The following is a 22,063-nucleotide window of genomic DNA, read 5'->3' on the forward strand; positions in this document are numbered from 1 at the left end:
GGAGGCATATGAACAAGCAGTGGGTTCTGTGGGCCATGTTGGTGACCCTGGTGGCTGCACCGGTGTGGGCCGAGAACAACGTCAAGATCGGCTACGTCGATTTGCAACGCGCGCTCAACGAGTCCGACGCCGGCAAGCGCGCGCGCGACGACTTCAAAGTGCAGGTCGACAAGGCGCAAAACGCCTTGAAGAAGCAGAAGGACGAACTCGAGTCGTTGCGCGAGCAACTCGAAAAGAAGGCGGCGGTCATGAAGGAGGAAGAACGGCGCACCATCGAGAAAGATCTCGCGCGCAAAGGGCGCGACTTCGAGCGCGCGTACAAGGACTCCCAGGCCGAACTGCAAGCCAAGGACAACGAGCTGACCGCGGTCATTCTGCGCGAGCTGCAGCAGGTCATCCGCGACTATGGCGACAAGCAGGGCTTCACCCTGATTCTCGAGAACTCCAGCCAGGCCGTCCTCTACGGCGCGAAGGATGCCGACCTGACCGAGCAGATCATCGAAATCTACAACTCTCAGGGCGGCGCCAAGGGCAAGGCAAAGGCCAAGGAGAAGGAGTGATGGCGGGCGGCGCCGGCGGCTTCGATCACCAGGAGATCGCGGCCCTGCTGCCGCACCGCTACCCGTTCCAGTTCGTCGATCGGGTGCTGGAGTTCGTCGACGGCGAGCGCATCGTCGCGATCAAGAACCTGTCGTTGCTCGACCCGTTTTTTCGCGGCCACTTTCCCGGCAACCCGCTGATGCCGGGCGTGCTGATCTGCGAAGCCTTGGCCCAAGCCGGCGCGCTGCTGGCCCACCGCTCGAAGGACGGGGTGGCGGCGGGCGCGGCGGTGGTGCTCAGCGGCCTGGATAACGTCCGCTTTCGCCGGCCGGTTGTCCCCGGCGATCAACTGCGCCTCGAAGTAACCTTGACGCGCCGCCATCCCCCGCTGTGGCGTTTGCATGGCCGGGCAACGGTGGACGGCCAGCTGGCCGCCGAAGCTGACATCCTGGCCATGGAAGTGAACCGCGCCCGGCGGGCGCGAGCCGGATCATAGGCAGACGATGAAAGCAAAGAAACCCAAGGCCCCGCCCCGACGTGTGCTCGCCGTTGCCCGGCCACGCCGCTGCGCGGCGGTGAAGACCCCCGCAATCCACTCGAGCGCGGTGGTGGCCAGCTCGGCGGAGTTGGCTCACGACGTCAGCGTCGGCCCCTACGCCATTATCGGACCGCGGGTCCGCATCGGCGCCGGCAGCAGCGTCGGTGCACATGCTGTGATCGAAGGCCACACGACGATCGGTGCCGGCAATCAGATCTTCCAGTTCGCCGCCGTCGGTGCTCTGCCGCAGGATCTCAAGTACCGCGGTGAAGACAGCGAGCTGATCATCGGTGACCGCAACATCATCCGCGAGTTCGCCACCCTGCACCCCGGCACCAGCGGCGGCGGCATGGTCACGCGCGTCGGCAACGGCAACCTGCTGATGGCCTACACCCACGTCGCTCATGACTGCATTGTCGGCAACAACAACATCGTGGCCAACGGGGCGCAGCTCGGGGGCCATGTGATCGTCGGCGACTACGCCGTCATTGGTGCGCTGGTCGGTATCCTGCAATTCACCACCATCGGCGAGTCGGTGATGCTCGGGGGTGGTGCCATGGTCGCCCTGGACGTGCCGCCCTTTTGCAACGCCACCGGGGATCGCGCCGTGCTCCACGGCCTCAACACCATCGGCTTGCATCGGCGCGGCTTCAGCGAGGAGACGATCGCGGCGCTCAAGCAGGCCTACCGCATTATGTTTCGTTCCGGGCTGAAGGTAGCGGAGGCGGCGCAGCGTATCCGCGCCGAAGTGCCCGGCGCCGAAGTCGAGCGCTTCGTCGCCTTCATCGAAGCCTCCAAACACGGCGTGTGCCGCGAACGCGGGCGCGCAGCCGGCGGTGACTCGTCCAGCGCTGCGTGAGCCCGAGAGCGCACAACCAATGGGGCGTACCGGAGAGACTTATCTTTGAGATGGAACGGGTGGGGCTAATTGCCGGCAACGGGCGCTTCCCGCTGCTGTTCGCGCAGACCGCGCGGGCGGCGGGCGTGGCCGTGGTGGCGGTGGCGCACGAGGGCGAAACCCTCGCCGAACTCGCCCAAGCAGTTGACAGCCTCACCTGGATCAAAGTCGGGGAACTCGACCGCGTGATCGAGGTCTTCCGCTCCCACCAGGTCGAGCGCGCGGTGATGGCCGGCGGCATTCACAAAGCGACGCTGCTGGAGCACTTCGCCCCCGACCAGCGCGCGCTGCGCGTGCTGGCTCGGGCGACCACCTTCTCCGACGACGCCGTGCTGCGGGCAATGGCCGCGGAGCTGGAGAGCGAAGGCATCGCGGTCGTCGACTCGCTGTTGTTCCTCCAGCCGATCGTAACTCCGGCCGGTGTGCTGACGACACAAGCGCCGGATGAGCGCCAGTGGCGCGATATTCGCCACGGTTTCGAAGTTGCCAAGGGCATCGGCCGCTACGACATCGGGCAGAGCGTTGTGGTACAGTCCGGCATGATCCTGGCCGTCGAGGCGATCGAAGGCACCGATGCCGCGATGCGGCGCGCCGGTGAGCTCGGTGCCCGCGGGGCGGTGCTGGTCAAGGCCAGCAAGCCCGGGCAGGATCTGCGCTTCGATGTCCCGGCCGCCGGGCCGGAGACGGTGGCGGTCGCCCGCGCCGCCGGCATCGCCGTGCTCGCCCTCGAAGCCGGCAAGACCCTGATGCTCGACCGGGCGGAGTTCCTGGCACAGGCGCAGGCGGCGGCAGTGGCAGTCGTCGGCGTGGCGGCTGAGTCATGACCAAGCCTAACGCCGGCCTGCGGGCCGCGGTTATTGGTGCAGGCTATCTCGGCCCGTTCCACGCCCAGAAGTACGCCAGCGTTGAGGCGGTGGAGTTCGTCGGCGTCGTTGACATCGACCGCGAGCGGGCCGTCGAGTGCGCGCGCCGCTACGGCGGGGAGCCGTTCGACGACTACCGCGCACTGTTCGGCAAGGTCGACTGCGTCAGCCTCGCCGTGCCCACGCCGGCGCACGCCGCGATTGCCGCCGACCTGCTCGTGCACGGCATCGACGTGCTGGTGGAGAAGCCGATCGCCGCAACCGTGGCCGAGGGCCGCGAACTGGTGGCGTTGGCGGAGGCGCACGGGCGCATCTTGCAAGTCGGCCACCTCGAGCGCTTCAACCCCGCAATCCGGGCACTCGCCGGCGTGCTGACCCAGCCCCGCTTCATCGAGTGCCACCGTCTGGCGGCCTTCGTCGAGCGCGGCACCGACGTCGATGTTATCCTCGATCTGATGATCCACGACCTCGACGTCATCCTGAGCGTGGTCAGCGGCGAGGTCGAGCACGTCGAGGCCGTCGGCGTTCCCGTGCTCACCGAGCAGGTGGACATCGCCAACGCCCGCTTGCGTTTCAGCAGCGGCTGCATCGCCAATGTCACGGCCAGCCGCGTGGCCACCAAGCGCGAGCGCAAGATCCGCTTCTTCCAAGCCGACACCTACGTCTCGGTCGACTACGACGCCAAGTACGTGCGCATCTACCGCCGCCGGCCGAATCCCGGAGGCTTGGCCGAAATCAGGGCTTCGGAACAACAGTTCACCGAAGGTGATGCGCTATTCGCCGAGATCGCCGACTTTGTCGATGCCGTGCGCCGGCGCCGGCCGCCGGTGGTCGATGGCCGCGCCGCCTTGCGTGCCTTGGAGCTGGCGCAGCGCGTGAAAGCCGCGCTGGAGAGCGCATGAGCGCCGCGCCGGGGAAGGTGCCGGCAGCGGTGGCCACACCGATACGGATTTTGTTGGTTGCGGGCGAGGCCTCGGGTGATCTGCACGGCGCGGCGCTGGTGAGCGCGCTGCGCACGGCCGCGCCGGCGATCGAAGTATCGGGTGTCGGCGGCCAACACTTGCGCGCCGCCGGCATGAACGTGCTGGTGGATACCGCGCACGTGGCCACCATGGGTCTGACCGAGACCCTCGGCACCCTCGGCCGGCTCCTGGGAACCTATCGCCGGTTGCTGCGGTTTCTCGACGAACAGCGGCCGGCGCTGTTGATTCTGGTCGACTATCCGGAGTTCAACCTCTTACTGGCGCGCCAAGCCAAACGCCGCGGCATTGCGGTCTTCTACTTCATCGGCCCGCAGGTGTGGGCCTGGCGGCGCGGGCGCGTGCGCAAAATTGCCGCCCGTGTCGATCGCATGGCGGTGGTCTTTCCGTTCGAGCCCGAGCTCTACAATCGCGACGGCCGGCGGCTGGCGGAGTTCGTCGGCCACCCGTTGCTCGATCGCGTCGGCACCACCCGGCCGCGGGACGAAACCCTGCGGCGCCACGGCCTTGATCCGCAGCGGCGCACGCTGGCCATTCTGCCGGGCAGCCGCAAGAAGGAGATCCGCTACTTGCTCGAACCCAGCCTGGGTGCCGCCCAAAGGCTGGTGGCCGAGGATGGCTGGCAGGCGGTAATCGCGCTGGCGCCGACGCTTACGATCGCTGATCTGCAGCACGCGCTCGGGCGGGAGCTGCCGGTGCCGGTGGCGCTGGATGACACCTACAACGTGGTCAGTGCCGCCGACGCCGCGCTGGTGGCCTCGGGAACCGCGACGGTGGAGACGGCGCTGCTGGGTTGTCCGATGGTCATCATGTACCGCGTCTCGGCGCTGACCTTTGCCGTGGCCCGCCGCCTGGTCGACGTCGAGTTCATTGGCATGCCGAACATCATTTGCGGGCGCGCCGTCTTTCCCGAACTGATCCAGGAGGAAGTCACACCCGCGGCCTTGGTGGCGGCGGTGCGCGCTCTGGCAGGGCAGGCGACCGAGCAGCGGGCCGCTCTGGCTACCGTGCGTGAGCGGCTGGGGCAGCCGGGGGCAGCGCAACGGGCGGCGGCTATGGTATTGGAGCTGCTGCGATGAGCAGCCTCTACCGCCGTTTGCTGGTCTACCTGCGGCCGTACGCCTGGCCGCATTTCACCCTGGCGGTGATTTGCATGGTGCTCTACAGCGCCACCAACGGCGTGATGCCGTTCCTCGTCCGCCACATCTTCGATGACGTGTTCACCAACAAAGACCAGTTCGCGCTGCGGCTGCTACCCGGCGTCATCATCGCTACCTTCGTGGCCCGCGGGCTGTTCGCCTACGGCCACACCTACCTCACCGAGTATGTCGGCCAGCGCATCATCGCCGACCTGCGCAACCGCCTCAACGATCACATCCAGCACCTGTCGCTCGCCTTCTTCAACCGCACGCCGACCGGGACCATCATTTCCCGCATCACCAACGACGTGGCGCTGGTGCGCTCCGCCCTCACCGACGCGGTGGCCTCGATCCTCAAGGATGCCACCTCGCTGATCGTGCTGGTGGCGGTGGCTTTCTACCAGGACTGGCTCTTGTCGCTGATCGCCTTCATCGTGTTTCCGGCCGCGGTGCTACCGGTTATCCGCTTGTCGAAGCGGCTGCGCGGTTTTAGCAAAAAAGGGCAGGTGTCGATGGGCAACCTGACCGTGCTGTTGCAGGAGACGGTGCAGGGCAATCGGGTGGTCAAAGCCTTCGGCATGGAGGGCTACGAGCAGCGCCGCTTTGCGCAGGAGAACCAGCGGCTGTTCAAGGTGTCGATGAAAGCCACGCGGATTCGCGCCTTCACCAACCCGATGATGGAGATCCTGGCGGCGTTCGGTATCGCCGGCGTGGTCTGGTACGGCGGCCAGAGCGTGATCGCCGGCGAGCGCACGCAGGGCGCCTTCCTGGCTTTCTTGACCGCGCTATTCCTGCTCTATGATCCCTTCAAGGCTCTGGCCAAGACCAACAACGTGGTGCAGCAGGGGCTGGCGGCGGCCGAGCGGGTGTTCGAACTGCTCGATACCGAGACCGCCGTGCCCGATAACCCCAACGGGGCCGAGCTCGGGCTGGTGCGCGAGGGCATCGGCTTCGAGCATGTCGGCTTTCGCTACGACCACGACATGGTGCTGAAGGACGTCAACCTGGTGATTGACCGCGGCCAATTGATCGCACTGGTCGGGCCCAGCGGTGGCGGCAAGAGTACGTTGGCCGACCTGGTCTTGAGGTTTTACGACGTAACTGAAGGTGCGATAAGAATCGACGGCGTCGACCTGCGGCAATACTGCCTGGCCAGCCTGCGTGCGCAGATCGCCTTGGTGACGCAGCACACCTTTCTCTTCAACGACACCGTGCGCAACAACATCGCCTATGGCAGTATCGAGTGCGGTATGGACGCGATCATCGCCGCCGCCAAAGCCGCCCACGCGCACGACTTCATCACGGAGCTGCCCGACGGCTATGACACGGTGATCGGCGAGCTCGGCTTCAAGCTCTCCGGCGGCCAACGCCAGCGCCTGGCCATCGCGCGGGCGCTGCTCAAGAACGCGCCCATCTTGGTGCTCGACGAGGCCACCTCGGCACTCGATAACGAGTCGGAGCGCCTGGTGCAGATGGCGTTGGAGGCGCTGATGGTGGGGCGCACCACCCTGGTCATCGCTCACCGGCTGTCGACCATCCGGCGGGCCGATCGCATCGTGGTGCTCTCCGGCGGCCGCGTGGTGGAGGAGGGTACGCACGACGAATTGCTGGCGCTCAACGCCGAGTACCGCAAGCTGCACGACCTGCAATTCGAGGAGCCCGAGCCGCCCGGGTCGAAGATCCTGCACTGATGCAGTTCCGGCGAGTGTGGCGCAAGCGGCGGCTCGAGCTGGCGGTGGCCGTGGCCCCCGCGCTGCTGAGCGGGGCGTTGCGGCTGTTGGCCAAGACCGTGCGCGTCGAGTACCGCAATGCCGAGCGCTTGTTTGACGGCTGGGCGCGGGGAGAGCGCGTGATCATCGCCTTCTGGCATAACCGCGCGGTGTTGATGCCGGCAGCGTATCGCGGCGCGAAGATGTGTGTGATTAACAGCCAAAGCCGCGACGGCGAGATTGCCACTCGGGCGCTGGCGCGCTGGGGCATTCGCTCGGTGCGGGGCTCGGCCACGCGCGGAGGCGTGGCCGGCTTCCTGCAGCTGGTTGCGGCCTACCGCGAGGGCTACGACTTGGCGGTGGTGCCGGACGGCCCGCGCGGTCCGTGCTACGTGGTCAAGCCGGGCGTGATCCATCTGGCCAAGACCACCGGCGCGCCGATCGTCCCGGTCAGCTACGCGGCGGCGTGGCAGGCCCGCGTGCGCAGCTGGGATCGACTCATCATTCCGCTGCCGTTTTCGCGGGTGGTGATAGTTGTCGGGACGCCGATTCAGCTCGATCGTCACGCGAGCGAGGGGGAGATCGAACGGCAGCGACAAGCACTAGAAGAGCGGCTGAAGGCAATCACCGCCGAGGCCGAAGCGGGCGTGGCGGGGGTGAGGTGATGACTACCTGCGCGCTCAGCCGGGTGGCGTACGACTGTGCCGGTGTCGTAGCTTCGGCGGCGGTGGTACCAGCACTGCCGGTGATAGCATTGACGCGCTACGGGCATGGGCTAAGCGAACGCCTGGGCGTCTTGTCGCCGGCGGTACGGGCGCTGGCGGGCCAAGGGGTGGTTTGGCTGCATGCCGCCTCGGTGGGCGAGGTGCTGGCGGCCGGGCCGCTGATCGAGGCGCTGCACCGGCAGCGGCGTGCTGCCATCGTGATGTCCACCACCAGCCTGACCGGGCGCGAGCGCGCCCGCGCGCTGCCGGGGGTAGCGGCGGTGATGCTGCTACCGGTCGATCTGCGCTGGGTTGTCGCCCGGGTTATGCGGCTGCTCGCTCCGCGTGCCCTGGTGATCATGGAGACCGAGATCTGGCCGGCGCTGCTGCACGCCGCCGCCGATTACGGGGTGCCGGCGGTCGTGGTCAGCGGCCGCGTCTCCGAGCGGGCGGCGGCCCGCTACGCTTGGGTGCGGCCGATCGTGCGCGCCAGCCTGCGGCGCGTGGCCGCCTTCGCCATGCAAACCGAGGCCGACGCCGCTCGCATCATTGCCCTGGGGGCTCCGAGCGAGCGCGTGCGAGTTGTCGGCAGCTTGAAATACGCCCGCGGCGTGCCGGCGGCCGTCCCGGACGGGTTACGTCAGCTCGACGGTCTGGCGCGGCGGCCGGTGCTGATCGCGGCCAGTACACAACCGGGCGAAGAACAATTTGTGCTGAACGCCTGTGGGGCGGTGTGGGCGGCGCACCCGGACTGCTTGCTGGTGCTGGCCCCGCGCCGACCGGAGCGCTTCGACGAGGTCGAGCAGTTGCTGGTGCAGGCGGGGGTGCGCCACCAGCGGCGTAGCCGCTTGGGGCGGTGCGTGCAGCCGCAGACGCAAGTGCTGCTGATCGACTCGGTCGGTGAGCTGCCCGGCCTGCTGAGTCTGGCAAGCTCGGTGTTCGTCGGCGGCACGGTGGCGCCGCTGGGCGGCCACAACGTGCTCGAACCGGCGGCCGCGGGCGTGGCGGTGTGCTTTGGGCCGCATACCGAAAACGTCGCTGAGGCGGCGGCCGCACTGCTGTGCCGCGGTGGCGGCACGCTCACACGCGAGGCGCGGGAACTCGGCGCCGCCTGGGTGCGAGCGCTGGCCGAACCGGAAGCGGCGCGGGCCAGGGGCCGCCAGGCGCTGGCGGTGGTGCAGGCGCGCTCGGCGGTGGTGGCCGAGACGCTGGCGCTGGTGGAGGCGGTGCTGCGATGAGCGTGAGGCAGCGCGTGCGCGAGTCGGTGTGGCCGCGCCGCGGCCTGGGCGGCTGGGCCGGCTACCTGGCGCTGCGCCCGCTCGCGGGCCTGTTCGGTCTCGGCGTCGGTGCCCGCAACTTGGCCTATCGCGCCGGGCTGCTGCGCGTCAGCCGCGCGCCATTACCTGTTGTTAGTGTAGGTAACTTGACGGTTGGAGGAACGGGCAAGACGCCGATGACGCTGTGGCTGGCCCAGGCGCTGGCGCGGCGGGGCTGGCGTCCGGCGATCTTGCTGCGCGGCTACGGCGGCCGGGCCGATGGCGTGACCCTGGTGTCTGACGGCAGCGGGCTGCAAGCCACGGTTGCCGAGGTCGGGGACGAAGCCGTCATGCTGGCGCGGCGCTTTGCCGGCGTGGTGCTGGCGGCGCGCCGGCGGCTCGATGGAGCGCGGCGAGCCGCCGAGTTGGGTTGCTCGATCTTGTTGCTCGACGACGGCTTTCAGCACCGCGCCTTGGCGCGCGATTTCGACCTGGTCTTGGTGCACGACGCCAACGGTTCGCTGTTGCCGGCCGGGCCGAATCGCGAGCGGCCGAGCGCCCTGCGCCGGGCGCACGCGATCGCGGTAGCGGCGACGGAGCGCGCCGGCGCGGCGCTGCCCCGCGGCGCTGCGGGCACGCCGGTGTTCAGCGTCCGCTTCGAGGCCACCGCACTGGTGAGTTCGGACGGCGGCGTCTGGCGCGAGCGCCCGCTGGCGGAGTTGACCGGGCGGCGCGTGGCGGCGGTTGCCGGCATCGGCTCGCCCGAGCGGTTCTACCAGCTGCTGCATCAATGGGAGGCGCTGCTGGAGGAGATCATCGAGTATCCCGATCACTACGCCTACAGCAAGGCCGATTGGCAAGAGATCTCGCGCCGCACTCGCAACATGGATCTCGTCATCACCACCGAAAAGGACCTGGTCAAGTTGGAGGTTTTCCCCTTTGCCAGGGGTAAACTGGTTGCGCTACGGATAACCGCGGCGATCGAACGTGGTGAGGAACTAGTGGACCTGATAGAGGCGCGTGCGGGAGCGACCGGCACGGCAGAAGGAGGAAGGCATGGCAATCAGTAAGGAGTTGCTCGACATCTTGGCTTGCCCCAAGTGCAAGGGCGACGTTCATCTGACCGAGAAGCAAGACGGCCTGGTGTGCAACGCTTGCAAGCTGCTCTACCCGATTAAAGACGACATTCCGATCATGCTGATCGACGAGGCGATTCGGCTCGAGTCCTGACGTGGCGGGGCGAGCGCCAGCGATGAGGTGGCTGTGAGCCGCCTGCGCGATTGCCCGGCCGGCTTCGTGCTGAGCCGGGAGGGGCGTTGGCTTGCGGCCGTTCGCGCCGAGAGCGCCGGCGCGGTGCTGCCGTTGTTGCGGCACTGGGCGGCCGGGGCATTGCCGCCGCCGGTGCGCAGGTTGAGCGGCGGCCGCGGCGGCGTCGGCGTTTACCAGCTGGCGGCCGATCTGGCGGCAGTGGTGCGCTCTTATCGCCGCGGCGGTTGGGTCGCACGCTGCAACCGCGACATCTACTGTGGTTGGCGGCCTCGACCGCTGCGGGAGTTGGCGGTCACCGAAGCGCTGCGCGCGCGCGGCGTGCCGACGGTGGAAATCCTCGGGGCCGCGGTGCGGTGGGTGGTGCCGGGCTGTTACCGCGGCGTGATGGTCAGCCGAGAAGTGCCCGGTGCGCACAATCTGTGGGAGTATCTGTGCGCGGCGGCGCCGGCCGAGCGTAGCGGGGCCTGCGCGGCGGCGGCCAGCGTCACCCGCCAGTTGCACGATGCCGGCGTGATCCATCCCGACCTGAACTTGCAGAACTACCTGGTCCGCCGCCTAGCTGGCGGCGTCGAGGTCCGCATCATCGACCTCGACCGCGCGCGGCTACAGCCGGTGTCGGCGGCGCAGCGCCGGGCGGCGGCCGCACGGCTGCGGCGCTCGGTGCGCCGTTTGGATCCGCTGGCGCGGGTGATCACCGCTGACTGCCAGGCGGCTTTGCAGGCGGTCGGCGCGGCGGAGGCGACCTGATGCATATCGTCCACGTCAGCCGCTGGCGTTTGCCGGTGCAAGGCTACGGCGGCGTGCCGCGGGTGGTCTACTGGCTCGCCAAGGCGCAAGCCGAGCAGGGCGACCGGGTGACGATCCTAGCTCCGCCGGGCAGCAGTTGCCCGGGGGCTAACTGTATCGCCGTGAAGGTTGCCAGAGGGCAGGGCGACTACAGCCCTTACGTCGCATCGCATCTCCCGCCGGATGCGGACATTGTGCACTTTCATCACCAAGTATCGGTGCCGCCACCGTGCCCGTGGGTGATCACGGTGCAGGGCAACTCGCCGGTCGAGCTGCAAGCACTGCCGAACAAGATCTACATCAGCCGCGACCACGCCCGCCGCGGCGGCGGTACGGCTTTTGTGTACAACGGCATCGATCCCGCCGAGTTCATCTTTCGCGAGCGCAAGGATGACTATTTCCTCTTTCTCTCGAAAGTGAGCCTACCCAAGAAGGGCGTGGATGTGGCGCTGCGGCTGGCGCGCGAGATGGGCTTCCGCTTGCTGGTTGCCGGCGGCACGCGTTGGAGCCTGCGGCGCACCGGCGGCCTGTGGAACAGCTTGGTGGCCAAGGTGCATTTCTGCGGCGAGGTCAGCGGTCGCGCCAAGGCCGAGCTGATCGCCGGCGCGCGCGCCCTGATTCTGCCGATTCGCTGGGAGGAGCCGTTCGGGCTGGTGGTGAGCGAGGCGTTGGTCAGCGGTACAGCGGTGATCACCGCGCCGCGGGGCGCGATGCCGGAGTTGGTGACGCCCGAGGTGGGTTTCCTATGCGACTCGTATGACGCCATGAAGGACGCCATCGGCCGCGTTGGCGAGGTCGACCCGCACGCCTGCCGTCGGCGCGTGCTGGCCGAGCTCACCAATCAGCACATGGCCAGCGCCTATCGGCAACACTATCAAGCCGCCATCGCCGCGTACTCAGCCGGTGGCATGAGGCCGGGGGCCAGTGCGGGCGAGTCCGGGTGAAGCGTGCGGGAGAGGTGTCTGAATGGCCTGATCTGGTTCGGTAGTGCGGCTGGGCGCCGCTGGTTGCTGCGCGCGCTGCTGCTCTATGCGGTCATCGGCTTCTTCGTCTGGATCAGGCGGGCGGGGGACTTCGCCGGTTATCTCACCGTGGGTGAGCTGGTGTTGGCCGGGCGGCACATCTACGCCGAGGCCCCCGCGGGCATCAACACCTGGCCGCCGTTCTTCAGCCTGGTCTGTGTGCCGCTGGCGCTGTTGGCGTGGCCGACGCCGTATCTGGCGCGGGGAGTGTGGCTGCTGCTGAATTACGGCCTGTTGTTGCTGGTGCTGCGCCTCATCGTGGAGCTGGTGTACGAGCGCAGCCTCAGTCTGCGGGCAGACTCCGGCGGCCTGTCGCTGGCGGCGGCGCCGGTGTTGCTGCCGCTGTTGCTCACCGACCGCTTCGTCAGCGGCAACTTCGATCACTTGCAGATCAACATTGTGATTTTCGCACTCGCGCTCGGCGGGTTGCACTTGCAGCGGCGCGGGCAGGTGCTGGCCGGCAGCGCCGCGCTGGGCGCGGCGGTGGCGCTGAAAGTGATGCCGCTCGTGTTCATCCCCTACCTGGCCTATCGCGGCCGCTGGCGCGCGGCTGGCTATACCACGATGGCGGCGGCCGCGTTCTCGCTCAGTCCGATCCTGGTGTTCGGCTGGGCGCGCTTCGGCGACTACCTGGCGGCATGGCGCGCGGCGCTGGCGGTGGGTTGGGGTGTCGGCAAGATGAACCAGTCGGTGTTCGCGATGTGGGATCGCTGGCTGGGTCATGGAATGGTGCCGTTCACCGTAAGCGGCGCCAACTACGTGCGCGAGTCGGGTGCACCGCTGGTAACGGCGGTGTCGGCGTTGTCGCTCGTGCTGATCGCGCTGCTGGCGCTCTGGCTCTTCCGCGGCGCTCCGCGAAGGGAGGGCTGGAGCACGGCCGCGGAATGGAGCGTGGTGTTCATCGTCTCCGCGCTCTTTGGGCCGCTGGCGTGGAAGGCGTATCTGGTTGTGCTATTGCTGCCCAATACGTTGTTGTTTGCGGCCTGGCAGTGCGCGCCGCGAGCCGGCCGCGAGCGCACGGTGCTCGGCATGGTGCTGCTCACTTTTCTCGTTCTCGGAGCATTGCCCTCCCCAGGCTTGGTGGGCAAGACGCTGGCGGGAATGCTGGAGATGGCCTCGACGGTGACGGTGGCTACGCTGGTGGTGCTGGCAGGGGTGTTGTGGTTGCGGGCGAGGCTCGCCGGCGAGCCGCCGCCGCGCAAGCGAGATGAGGCGGCCGTGCTGACTACAAGAATGCGGGTTGCCGAAGTAGTGGCGCCATGAGTGAGCGGTTGCTGGGAGCCATCGCGCGGCTGGCGCGCGATCTGAGGCGCGGGACGGTGCTCGATCTCCCCGGCGCTTCCGGCGCAGTGCGAAGCGTGCTGGAGCCGCTCGGGTTTCGGGTGGTGGCGGGCGATCTTTTCAAAGTGGCGGGCAGCCCGATGGTGGGCCGGATCGTGCAATGCGATATGGCCGAGTCGCTGCCGCTTCGGACGGCGAGCGTCGACCACGCCGTGTGTTGCGAAGGTATCGAGCACATCTCGGACGCTTTCGGCCTGTTGCGCGAGTTCGCACGCGTGATCCGATGCGGCGGCGCGCTGATCCTGACCACGCCGAACACGCTCAAGCTACGCGCCCGCATGGCCTTCCTGCTGGGGGGCCAGCTAAACTTGCGCAGCGCGCTCGATGAGGCGAGCTGCTTCATGGGCGAACGCAACGGCCGCATCTTTCATGGGCACGTGTTCTTGCGGTCCTACTTCCAGCTCCGTTATCTGCTGCACCACGCCGGTTTCCGGATCCGCGCGCTGGCGTGCTCGCGGGTCAGCCCGACGGCCGTCATGCTGAGTCCGCTGGTGCCGTTAGTATGGCTGGCGACGGCGCGCGTGTATCAGCTCGAAGGGCGCCGCCGTTCGGGGGCGGATCGGCGCGAGATTATACGCCACGCGCTTTCGCCGGCGATGCTGTACTCGAAGAACTTGGTGCTGCTGGCGGAACGGGTAGGCCAGCGCTCATGACCGTTTCCGCCCAACGCATTCTCGTCGTCTTGCACGGCGCCATCGGCGACGTGGTGCGGGCTTTGCCCCTGATCAATCGCCTGCGCACGGGCTACCCGGCGGCCGGCATTGTCTGGGCCGTCGAGCCGACAGCCGCGCCGTTGCTCGAACATCATCCGGCGATCGACGAGATCATCATCTTCGAGCGCCAGCGGGGCGCGCGGGCTTTCGTCGAGTTCGTTCGCCGGGTGCACGCTGTTGGGGCAGACCTCACCCTCGACCTGCAGCGCCATCTCAAGAGCGGAGTGGTGAGTTGGGCGTCAGGCGCACCGGTGCGCCTCGGATTTCACCGGCGCAACTGCAAGGAAGGCAACTGGCTGTTCAACAACCGGCACCTGCCGGCGGTCGAGCACTTCAGCTCCAAGCTGCGCCAGTATCAGGCGTTTGCCGATGTTCTGGGCCTGCCGGCTACCCCGATTCGATTCGGGCTCAGCGCCACTGAGGCCGAACGCGAGCGGGTGGCCGGCATGCTGCCCGGGGTGACGGCGCCGCTGGCGGTGATCTTCGTCGGCTCAACCTGGCCGAGTCGATTCTGGTTTGCCGAGGCCAATGCCGAGGTGGCGCGCGGCCTAGCCCAACGCGGCTTGCAGCCGGTGCTGGTCGGCGCTCCGAGCGAAGGCGAGTTCGCCGGCGAAGTGGAGCGACTGTCTGAGGGGGCGGTGGTCAATCTCGCCGGCCAGACGCAGTTGCGCGATCTCATCGCGCTATTCGAGCGTTGCGTCGTCGCACTCGGACCCGATTCCGGCCCGATGCATCTGGCCGCTGCGATGCGCTGCCGCGTGGTATCGCTGTGGGGCGCTACCAGCCCGCGCCGCTCCGCACCTTTCGGCTCGGAAGATCTAGTCATCGAAGGCCAGGCGCCGTGCGTGCCGTGCTACCGGCGCCGCTGCACCATCGGCCGGCTCTGCATGCAATCCATCACGCCGGCAGCCGTGCTGGCCAAGGTGGACGAGGCCGTCGCTCGCGCGAAGGTCTTGGCGACGGAGTCGGGGGGTTCCTGATCCTCCTCGCAGCGGCTGGCGTTGCCCTATTCGCACCACCCAGGGCCGGGTGCTATGGTGCCGGGCGGAGGAATGATCCATGTTTGGTATCGGCGTTCCGGAGCTGGTCGTGATCTTGGTGGTGGCGTTGTTCATTTTCGGCCCGGGCAAGCTGCCGGAGATCGGCAGCGCTTTAGGGAAGGGCATCCGCGATTTCAAGCGCGCCTTCGACGGCAAAGACGAAATCGAGGCGCCTAAGAAATCGGATGCCGGCGGCGGCACCGGCCAGTCGGCCTAGGCGCCCAGCGCTCAGATCACAGTGCGCGTCCCCTGCTACCGCCCGGTAGCACCCGAAGAACTTCACACTTTCAGATAGTTGCGCCGTAGCCAACAAGGGGGGTGCTACCCGCCGTTGGCACCCCCGGCCGGTTTAGTTCCAAGTCAGCCGCCCGTGCGCTAGCGCGCGGGATCGGCACGTAAGTTGATACGTCAACGTGCATGCTGCGGGGAAGGCAACGCACTCGATCGCCGCCTAATTTAGTTGTGCGCGCGGTAGGGGCGAAGTTTATCGGCAAGTTCACTCTACGAGAGGAGGGAGAGCAATGGCCAAGAAGGCACTGCTCATAGGCATCAACCGTTACCGCATCCCGGGATCGGATCTGCGCGGATGCGTGAACGACGTGAAAAACATGCGCTCAGTGCTGATGCAGTATTACGGCTTTGCCAGCAAGGACATCAGCGTGCTCACAGACCTTGCGGCAACGACCAAGGCGATCGAGGCGGGCATTTACAAGTTGGTCGCTGGAGCGCGCGCCGGCGACGTCTTGCTGCTGCACTACTCGGGTCACGGCTCCAATGTCCCTGATAAGGACGGCGACGAGGCGGATCATCGCGACGAGATCCTGTGCCCCACCGACCTCGACTGGAAGAACCCGCTCGAGGACGACTGGCTGCGCAAGACCTTCGATCGACTGCGGCCCGGTGTCAGCCTGACTGTCATCATGGATTGCTGCCACTCGGGAACCAACACCCGCGCGCTCAACCCGCCCGACACGCCGGTGGTCGAGCGCTTCCTGCCGTGCCCCTGGGATCTAGTTGCCAGTGAGTCCGGCCGCGCCCTGCGCGGCAAGCTGCGCGGAACGTTGCGCAGCTCGACGCGGGCGAAGCGCAAGAAGAAAGACGTGGTCAACGCCAACATTCCGGAGGTACTGGTCAGCGGTTGCCGCGACACGCAGACCTCAGCCGACGCGCGGATCAACGGCAGCTTCAACGGCGCGCTGACGTACTACTTGGTGGAGGCGATCAAAGCGTCAGGCGGTGCTCTCTCCTATCGCGAGCTGCACCAGCACGGTGCCGCGTTGCTCAAGAAGAACGGCTTTAGCCAAGTGCCACAGTTGGAAGGGCGTTCGCCCAATCTCGATCGCCCGTTCCTGGCGCCGGCGGTCTAGCCGCTGATTGCGGAACCCGCTCATGCGTAAAGACGCTCCAGAAGGCGATCCTCGGCATGAGCGGGTTTTGTCTGGTCGTGCCAGGCATTCCTCGGTCCACCCTGAACTACTATGGCCGAAAGTCTTGGCGTCGCGCGCAGATTTCCCTCCGTCATTCCCGCGAAGGCGGGAATCCATCCGGAGCCCCACCGCCCCTGGATGCCCGCTTGATTTGCGGGCATGACGGAATACCCGTGTCGAGCTTTGGGCTGCGGGCCAAGCCCGCGCTGAGGAGGCGCGGAGGTTTCGGAGGGCGGCAAGCTTCTTCAACGGCGCTAAGGCCAGCCGGCGCACTCTTGTCTCATATCTGCCCGGCCGATAATAACGGCCGGGACGGAGATGCAGACGGGGGCAGGAACTCAACCGGGCCGGCGGCAGCGCGGCACAACCAGTGCTGCCGATCGGGTATGGCGGGCGCGGCTACGCGAGGCGGTGCACTTTCCGGATCTCAGTGAACGGCGAGCGCTGAAGCTATCGGCCGTACTGCACTACACTTCCCGCGCTCACTTCGGCCTCTGGCACCGGCGCATGGGGACGCCGAACTTCGAGCGCTTCACCGGCGTCTTTACACCGCTCTATTTCGTCGCACTCGAGGTCAGCGATACGCCCCTGGAACCGATGCAGCCGGTGCGCGTGCGCGGCGAAACCTATCTCGCCAAAACTCTGGCGGCTGACGGTACTGTCAATCATCTGATCCGAGAAGGCCGCCACTCCGTGCTGGTGCCGGGGGCGAGCGCAGCCGAAGTGATGGTGGCAAGCGCGCGCTTGACCAACGTCTTCACCCGCTACGATTCCGACCCGGTGCGCCGGCGTGTAACCACGCTGCCGGAGGCGATGGGTCTGGGCGAGCTGCCGTCACGGGTCGGGGAGCTGCCGGCATTGGAAACCATTGTGCCCAGCGGACGGCGGCCCGACTTCGCCGAGGCCGACACCAGCGTCTGGCATTACGGTCAGACCGACGCCAACCGCCACGTCAACGGCATGGAGTATTTGCGCATGATGGAGTGCTACGTGGCGGATGTGCTGCATCGCGCGGGCCATGATCTGCGCCGGCTCTACTTCGCCGGTGCACGCATAATCTACCGCAAGCCGTGTTTCCGCGGCGAAGGCTACCGCCGTACTGCCTGGTTTCGCGGCGAAGCGCCGCTGACCATCAGCGGCGCGTTTTACAAGGACGGCGACGGCAATGATGCCCGCCCGGCCGTGGCCATCGAGCTAACCGTCTCGCAGCACGAGTCAGGCCAGTGAGCCGCGGCCGGCGCGGGAGTGCCTGGGGTGCCGTGACGACATGTGAATCCTTCCTTCTTGGCCCCATTTCTCCGGCGCGTGCCTAGCTTGGCGAGCCGGGCGCATGCTATGAGTGGCGGCGCTATGCGGTCAGAGCGCCAGGTGGTGTGCCGATGGTGAGTTGGTGGCGGCTTGCGCCACTTTGATCCGGTTCCGGAGTTAGTTCGTTCATGACACAAAGCACGGCGGCGGTGGCGCTGGTCGACCGGCGCATCGCGCAGGATCCGACTGGCCAACAGCCCAAAGCCAAGGGGAAATTCCTGTTTCGCGGCGACGCCAAGTTCTTCTTGCGCGGTGTCTCTTACGGCCCGTTTGCGGTGGGCTCACACGGCAGCCAGTTTCCCGAGCGCGACCTGGCCCGGCGTGACTTCGCCCTCATGCGCGACGCCGGGGTGAACTGTTTCCGCACCTTCACGCCTCCGCCCGAGTGGCTGCTCGACCTTGCCGGGGAAAACGACCTGGTGGTTCTCACCGGCCTGCCCTGGACGGAACACGTCTGCTTCCTCGATGAGCCTGGCGTCGCCGATGCCATCCGCAAGGACATCGCCGCCGCGGCCAAGTCCCTCCACGGCCATCCCGCCGTGTTTGCCATGCTGGTGGGCAACGAGATCCCGCCCGACATCGTACGCTGGCACGGTCCCGATCGCACCCGCGCCTTTCTCAACGAGCTCTTCGGTCTGGTGAAGGACATCTCACCCGACACCTTGGTGAGCTACGCCAACTTTCCGCCCACCGAGTACCTCGACCTCGAATTCCTCGACTTCATTTCGTTCAACGTCTACCTGCACCGCGAACGCGACTTTCGCAGCTATCTCTCGCGCCTGCAGAACCTCGCCAAAGACAAGCCCCTGGTGCTGACCGAATTCGGCATCGACTCGATGCGCGAAGGGGCGGCGGAGCAGGCCGAGATCCTGTCGTGGCAGATCCGTGCGGCGTTCGAGGGCGGTGCCGCGGGGGCGGTGGTGTTCTCGTGGACCGATGACTGGTTCACCGGCGGCTTCCAGGTCGAAGACTGGGCCTTCGGCCTGGTGGATCGCAGCCGCCGCAAGAAGCCCGCCTATCACGCGGTGCAGAAGATGTACGCCGGCCAACTGCCGCCGCCGCTGCCGCAGCCGCCGAAGATCTCCGTCGTGATCTGTGCCTTCAATGCCGAGAGCACGATGGATGCGTGCATGCGTTCGTTGCGCGAGCTGCGTTATCCGAATTACGAGATCATCGTCGTCGATGACGGCTCGACCGACTCGACGCGCGCCATCGCCGGGCGCTACCCCGAGGCCAAGGTAATCGCCCAGCCCAACAAAGGGCTGAGTGTGGCCCGCAACATCGGCGCCGAAGCCGCCACCGGCGACATCGTCGCCTACACCGACTCGGATTGCGTCGTTGATCCCGACTGGCTGACGTATTTGGCTTACAAGTTCGAGCAAAACGGTTTCGTCGCCGTCGGCGGTCCGAACCTGCCGCCGCCGGAGAACGCACGCATTCCGGCCTGTGTCGCCGCCTCGCCCGGCGGGCCGACGCACGTCCTGCTCAATGACGAAGTCGCCGAGCACATCCCCGGCTGCAACATGGCTTTTCGGCGTAGTGCGCTGGAGTCGGTGGCCGGATTCGACCCGGTCTACCGCGCCGCCGGCGACGACGTTGACATGTGCTGGCGGCTGCAGAACCTCGGACATCCGATCGGCTTCAGCCCGGCCGCCATGGTGTGGCACTTCCGCCGCAACACCATCCGCGCCTATGTGAAACAGCAGATGGGATACGGCAAAGCCGAGGCGCTGCTGTATTTCAAGCATCCCTACCGCTTCAATTTGCTGGGGCAGTCGCAGTGGCTGGGGCGCATTTACGGCGACTTCACCGGCAAGCTCTTCTCCAGCCGGCCGGTGATTTATCACGGCGTGTTTGGCCGCGGCTTGTTCCAGACCCTCTACGAAGCGCCTTCTTCGTTGCTGTCGTATATCCCGTTCACGCTGGAGTGGAACGTCATCGGCTTGGTGCTGCTGATCGGCTCGCTGCTGGCGGGCCGCTACGTCGTCCTGGCCGCGTTGCCGCTGCTGACTTCGCTGCTGTGGGCGGTAGCGACGGCGTGGCGGGCGCGGCTCGATCCGCGCTTCGCAGGCGTCGGCTCGCGCCTGCTGATTACCGCGCTGGTCTATCTCGGACCGCTGATGCGCAGTGCCCAGCGCTATCTCTGGCGCTTGCAAGGGATGCGGCCGGCTGAACGTATCCGCTTCGAGAATCCTTCGCAGAAACCGAAAGTGCGCTGGGCTACGCGCCAGTTCTTCCTGTCGTATTGGTCGGAAGAGGGGCGCGAGAAGGAAGACCTGCTCGGCTCGGTGATGCAGTTCCTCATTCTCCGCAAGCATCTCATCGCCGTCGATCAAGGCTGGAACGATTGGGACGTGGAGGTCTACCGCGGCATTTGGTCACGCGCCAACGTCAAGGTCGCGGTCGAAAACCACGGCGGCGCCAAGCGCTATTTCCGGGTCCGCTGCGCCGTGCAGCTGTCGTTCTTGGCCAAGTTGTCACTGGCGGCGCTGGCGGGGTTGGCCGGCTTGGGTTTCTTCGTGCGCGCGCCCGAAGTCGCGGAAGTGGCCATCCTGCTCGGCGCTATCAACCACGGCGTGGTGATCTACGAGTGCTTCCGCCTCAGCCGCGTGCTCTACCACGCGCTCGAGATAGTGGCCAAGTCCTTGGGATTGTCCCCGGCGCTGGGCGCCGCAGCGGCGACTGCCTGAGGAAGCCGCCGGCTGCGCGATGGCGGCGACGCTGCGATGAGCCTGGCCCGCAAAGTATTGCCCTACGTCTGGCCCTACCGATTGCCGTTCCTGGTGGCAGTCGGCCAGGTGCTGTTGCTCGCAGGGCTCGAAATGCTCAAGCCCTGGCCGCTCAAGATCGTCATCGACAACGTGCTGACCGCCACGCCGCTGCCCTGGGGTGAGCCGCTGCGCTCGCTGGCGCCGCCGGCGCTGCTGCTGGTGGCGGTGACCGCGCTGGTGGGAACCTATGTGCTGCTGGGCGCGGTCAGCGTCTGGAACAACTACACCACCATCTCGATCGGGCAGGGCATGGTCAATGATCTGCGCAGTCAGTTGTACGGGCACTTGCAGCGGCTCTCGCTCGCGTTTCACTCGAGTTCCTCGGTCGGCGACCTGATCTACCGCGTCACCGCCGATACCTACGCGATTCAGACCCTGGCGATGAACGGCTTCTTCCCGATTCTGTCGGCGGTGGCCCTGCTGGGCGGGATGTTCACCGTCATGGTGCGGATGGACTGGTACCTGACCCTGATCGCGCTCGGGATTTGCCCGTTGCTGGTGCTGACCATCGCCGCGCTCAACCGGCGGATGAGCGCGATGGCGATGCAGGCGCGCGAGCGCGAGAGCGCGGTCTACCAGCAGGTGCAACGGGGAATGGCGGCGATCAAGGTGGTGCAGGCGTTCTCGCGCGAGGCCGACGAGCACCGCACCTTCGTCAACCAAAGCAGCGCCAGCCTGCGCAGCAGCCTCAAGTTGTACACCTTCCAGACCGCTTACTCCGCTGCCACCAGCGTGGTGCTGGCCGGCGGTACGGCGCTGGTCGTGTGGGTGGCGGCACAGCATGTGTGGGCCGGCACCCTCAGCGTCGGACAGATGGTGGTGTTCGTGAGTTACCTCGCCTCACTCTACGGGCCGCTGAACTCCATCATTCAAACCTATGGTATGATCCATGGGGCGAAGGCGGGCGTGGTGCGCGTGTTCGAAATCCTCGACACCGCGGCGCAGGTGCCGGACGGAACCCGCGAGCTGCCGCGAGCGGTCAGCGGCCGCGGCGCGCAGGTGCGCTTCAGCGGCGTCGAGTTCGCCTATCGGCCCGACCGCACCACGCTGCGGGGCGTCGACTTCAGCGCTGAGCCCGGTCAGGTGATCGCCATCGTCGGCGCCACCGGCGCCGGCAAGAGCACGCTGGTCAGCCTAATCCCGCGCTTCTACGACGTCACCGGCGGTTCCTTGAGCGTCGACGGCGTCGATGTGCGCGAACTGCGGCTGGCTTCGTTGCGCCGCCGCATCAGCATGGTGCTGCAGCCGCCGATGGTGTTCCCGATCAGCATCCGCGAGAACATCGCCTACAGTGCCCCGAGTGCGAGCGATGGCGAGGTCGAGCGGGCGGCGCGGCTGGCGCAAGCCCACGAGTTCATTCAGCGGCTGCCCGAGCGCTACGACACCGTCATCGGCGAAGCCGGGGTGACGCTGTCGGAAGGCGAGCGGCAGCGGCTGACCATTGCCCGGGCGCTACTGCGCAACACCCCGATCCTGATTCTCGACGAGCCGACGTCGTCGGTCGATGCCAGCACCGAAGCTGCGATCATGGAAGGGCTCGAGGCCTTGATGGCGGGCCGGACCACTTTCGTCATCGCCCACCGCCTGAGCACGGTGCGCCGCGCCGATATGATCCTCGTCCTGAGCGATGGTGAGATCATCGAGCGCGGTGGCTTCAACGAGTTGGTGGCGCGGCGCGGCGCCTTTTACACGCTCTACGCCAAGCAGTTCGGCATCAATGAGCCGGCGACGCCGAGCGCCGGCGCCGGTGTGGTGTGAC

General features: G+C 67.0%; 21 protein-coding genes. All 21 read left to right on the plus strand.

The window, feature by feature from the left end; all coding sequences use genetic code 11:
- Positions 1 to 8: 8 nt before the first annotated feature.
- The 21 genes from HY699_05520 to HY699_05620 all read left to right on the plus strand — a co-directional run bounded on the left by HY699_05520 (position 9) and on the right by HY699_05620 (position 22,062).
- A complete protein-coding gene (locus HY699_05520; protein ID MBI4515260.1) occupies positions 9 to 560 on the plus strand; it encodes an OmpH family outer membrane protein in 552 nt (183 codons plus the stop codon).
- On the plus strand, positions 560 to 1,036 hold the full coding sequence (gene fabZ / locus HY699_05525) for a 3-hydroxyacyl-ACP dehydratase FabZ (GenBank protein MBI4515261.1): 477 nt from the start codon (positions 560 to 562) through the stop codon (positions 1,034 to 1,036). The genes HY699_05520 and fabZ overlap by 1 nt, the downstream gene beginning before the upstream one ends.
- Before the next feature lie 7 nt (positions 1,037 to 1,043).
- Positions 1,044 to 1,937, plus strand: a complete 894-nt coding sequence (lpxA, locus tag HY699_05530) for an acyl-ACP--UDP-N-acetylglucosamine O-acyltransferase (protein MBI4515262.1) — start codon at positions 1,044 to 1,046, stop codon at positions 1,935 to 1,937.
- A 50-nt stretch (positions 1,938 to 1,987) separates the two neighbouring features.
- Positions 1,988 to 2,800 (plus strand): UDP-2,3-diacylglucosamine diphosphatase LpxI, encoded by an 813-nt coding sequence (gene lpxI, locus HY699_05535; protein MBI4515263.1) that lies wholly within the window; start codon positions 1,988 to 1,990, stop codon positions 2,798 to 2,800.
- Positions 2,797 to 3,741, plus strand: a complete 945-nt coding sequence (locus HY699_05540; protein MBI4515264.1) for a Gfo/Idh/MocA family oxidoreductase — start codon at positions 2,797 to 2,799, stop codon at positions 3,739 to 3,741. Before lpxI ends, HY699_05540 begins: the two co-directional genes overlap by 4 nt.
- Entirely contained in the window at positions 3,738 to 4,898 is a 1,161-nt protein-coding gene (gene lpxB, locus HY699_05545) for a lipid-A-disaccharide synthase (protein MBI4515265.1), read from the plus strand. Before HY699_05540 ends, lpxB begins: the two co-directional genes overlap by 4 nt.
- Positions 4,895 to 6,649, plus strand: a complete 1,755-nt coding sequence (msbA, locus tag HY699_05550; GenBank protein ID MBI4515266.1) for a lipid A export permease/ATP-binding protein MsbA — start codon at positions 4,895 to 4,897, stop codon at positions 6,647 to 6,649. The genes lpxB and msbA overlap by 4 nt, the downstream gene beginning before the upstream one ends.
- Entirely contained in the window at positions 6,649 to 7,332 is a 684-nt protein-coding gene (locus tag HY699_05555; GenBank protein ID MBI4515267.1) for a lysophospholipid acyltransferase family protein, read from the plus strand. Before msbA ends, HY699_05555 begins: the two co-directional genes overlap by 1 nt.
- Complete coding sequence (locus HY699_05560) at positions 7,332 to 8,609, plus strand: 3-deoxy-D-manno-octulosonic acid transferase (GenBank protein ID MBI4515268.1); 1,278 nt, start codon at positions 7,332 to 7,334, stop codon at positions 8,607 to 8,609. Before HY699_05555 ends, HY699_05560 begins: the two co-directional genes overlap by 1 nt.
- Complete coding sequence (gene lpxK, locus HY699_05565) at positions 8,606 to 9,697, plus strand: tetraacyldisaccharide 4'-kinase (protein ID MBI4515269.1); 1,092 nt, start codon at positions 8,606 to 8,608, stop codon at positions 9,695 to 9,697. The genes HY699_05560 and lpxK overlap by 4 nt, the downstream gene beginning before the upstream one ends.
- Positions 9,684 to 9,857 (plus strand): Trm112 family protein, encoded by a 174-nt coding sequence (locus tag HY699_05570; protein MBI4515270.1) that lies wholly within the window; start codon positions 9,684 to 9,686, stop codon positions 9,855 to 9,857. The genes lpxK and HY699_05570 overlap by 14 nt, the downstream gene beginning before the upstream one ends.
- Before the next feature lie 33 nt (positions 9,858 to 9,890).
- Positions 9,891 to 10,643, plus strand: coding sequence for a hypothetical protein (locus HY699_05575; GenBank protein MBI4515271.1), 753 nt, complete (start codon positions 9,891 to 9,893; stop codon positions 10,641 to 10,643).
- Positions 10,643 to 11,626 (plus strand): glycosyltransferase, encoded by a 984-nt coding sequence (locus tag HY699_05580; GenBank protein ID MBI4515272.1) that lies wholly within the window; start codon positions 10,643 to 10,645, stop codon positions 11,624 to 11,626. Before HY699_05575 ends, HY699_05580 begins: the two co-directional genes overlap by 1 nt.
- A gap of 3 nt (positions 11,627 to 11,629) precedes the next feature.
- Positions 11,630 to 12,967 carry a DUF2029 domain-containing protein gene (locus tag HY699_05585; GenBank protein MBI4515273.1) on the plus strand — a complete coding sequence of 446 codons (1,338 nt, stop codon included), beginning with the start codon at positions 11,630 to 11,632 and terminating at the stop codon, positions 12,965 to 12,967.
- Complete coding sequence (locus HY699_05590; GenBank protein MBI4515274.1) at positions 12,964 to 13,698, plus strand: class I SAM-dependent methyltransferase; 735 nt, start codon at positions 12,964 to 12,966, stop codon at positions 13,696 to 13,698. The genes HY699_05585 and HY699_05590 overlap by 4 nt, the downstream gene beginning before the upstream one ends.
- On the plus strand, positions 13,695 to 14,738 hold the full coding sequence (locus HY699_05595; protein MBI4515275.1) for a glycosyltransferase family 9 protein: 1,044 nt from the start codon (positions 13,695 to 13,697) through the stop codon (positions 14,736 to 14,738). The genes HY699_05590 and HY699_05595 overlap by 4 nt, the downstream gene beginning before the upstream one ends.
- Positions 14,739 to 14,817: 79 nt before the next feature.
- Complete coding sequence (locus tag HY699_05600) at positions 14,818 to 15,015, plus strand: twin-arginine translocase TatA/TatE family subunit (GenBank protein MBI4515276.1); 198 nt, start codon at positions 14,818 to 14,820, stop codon at positions 15,013 to 15,015.
- A 304-nt stretch (positions 15,016 to 15,319) separates the two neighbouring features.
- Positions 15,320 to 16,165 carry a caspase family protein gene (locus HY699_05605; protein MBI4515277.1) on the plus strand — a complete coding sequence of 282 codons (846 nt, stop codon included), beginning with the start codon at positions 15,320 to 15,322 and terminating at the stop codon, positions 16,163 to 16,165.
- A gap of 378 nt (positions 16,166 to 16,543) precedes the next feature.
- Positions 16,544 to 17,452, plus strand: coding sequence for a hypothetical protein (locus HY699_05610; GenBank protein MBI4515278.1), 909 nt, complete (start codon positions 16,544 to 16,546; stop codon positions 17,450 to 17,452).
- Positions 17,453 to 17,661: 209 nt separating this feature from the next.
- Positions 17,662 to 20,223, plus strand: a complete 2,562-nt coding sequence (locus HY699_05615) for a glycosyltransferase (GenBank protein MBI4515279.1) — start codon at positions 17,662 to 17,664, stop codon at positions 20,221 to 20,223.
- A gap of 42 nt (positions 20,224 to 20,265) precedes the next feature.
- Complete coding sequence (locus tag HY699_05620) at positions 20,266 to 22,062, plus strand: ABC transporter ATP-binding protein (GenBank protein MBI4515280.1); 1,797 nt, start codon at positions 20,266 to 20,268, stop codon at positions 22,060 to 22,062.
- Position 22,063 lies beyond the last annotated feature (1 nt).

It is taken from the genome of Deltaproteobacteria bacterium (assembly GCA_016210005.1).
GTDB lineage: Bacteria > Desulfobacterota > Binatia > HRBIN30 > JACQVA1 > JACQVA1.

Bases quoted from the DNA above. Each gene is read 5' to 3' on its own strand.
- HY699_05520 (MBI4515260.1), top strand. From the start codon at position 9: ATGAACAAGCAGTGGGTTCTGTGGGCCATGTTGGTGACCCTGGTGGCT.
- fabZ (MBI4515261.1), top strand. From the start codon at position 560: ATGGCGGGCGGCGCCGGCGGCTTCGATCACCAGGAGATCGCGGCCCTG.
- lpxA (MBI4515262.1), top strand. From the start codon at position 1,044: ATGAAAGCAAAGAAACCCAAGGCCCCGCCCCGACGTGTGCTCGCCGTT.
- lpxI (MBI4515263.1), top strand. From the start codon at position 1,988: ATGGAACGGGTGGGGCTAATTGCCGGCAACGGGCGCTTCCCGCTGCTG.
- HY699_05540 (MBI4515264.1), top strand. From the start codon at position 2,797: ATGACCAAGCCTAACGCCGGCCTGCGGGCCGCGGTTATTGGTGCAGGC.
- lpxB (MBI4515265.1), top strand. From the start codon at position 3,738: ATGAGCGCCGCGCCGGGGAAGGTGCCGGCAGCGGTGGCCACACCGATA.
- msbA (MBI4515266.1), top strand. From the start codon at position 4,895: ATGAGCAGCCTCTACCGCCGTTTGCTGGTCTACCTGCGGCCGTACGCC.
- HY699_05555 (MBI4515267.1), top strand. From the start codon at position 6,649: ATGCAGTTCCGGCGAGTGTGGCGCAAGCGGCGGCTCGAGCTGGCGGTG.
- HY699_05560 (MBI4515268.1), top strand. From the start codon at position 7,332: ATGACTACCTGCGCGCTCAGCCGGGTGGCGTACGACTGTGCCGGTGTC.
- lpxK (MBI4515269.1), top strand. From the start codon at position 8,606: ATGAGCGTGAGGCAGCGCGTGCGCGAGTCGGTGTGGCCGCGCCGCGGC.
- HY699_05570 (MBI4515270.1), top strand. From the start codon at position 9,684: ATGGCAATCAGTAAGGAGTTGCTCGACATCTTGGCTTGCCCCAAGTGC.
- HY699_05580 (MBI4515272.1), top strand. From the start codon at position 10,643: ATGCATATCGTCCACGTCAGCCGCTGGCGTTTGCCGGTGCAAGGCTAC.
- HY699_05590 (MBI4515274.1), top strand. From the start codon at position 12,964: ATGAGTGAGCGGTTGCTGGGAGCCATCGCGCGGCTGGCGCGCGATCTG.
- HY699_05595 (MBI4515275.1), top strand. From the start codon at position 13,695: ATGACCGTTTCCGCCCAACGCATTCTCGTCGTCTTGCACGGCGCCATC.
- HY699_05600 (MBI4515276.1), top strand. From the start codon at position 14,818: ATGTTTGGTATCGGCGTTCCGGAGCTGGTCGTGATCTTGGTGGTGGCG.
- HY699_05605 (MBI4515277.1), top strand. From the start codon at position 15,320: ATGGCCAAGAAGGCACTGCTCATAGGCATCAACCGTTACCGCATCCCG.
- HY699_05610 (MBI4515278.1), top strand. From the start codon at position 16,544: ATGCAGACGGGGGCAGGAACTCAACCGGGCCGGCGGCAGCGCGGCACA.
- HY699_05615 (MBI4515279.1), top strand. From the start codon at position 17,662: ATGACACAAAGCACGGCGGCGGTGGCGCTGGTCGACCGGCGCATCGCG.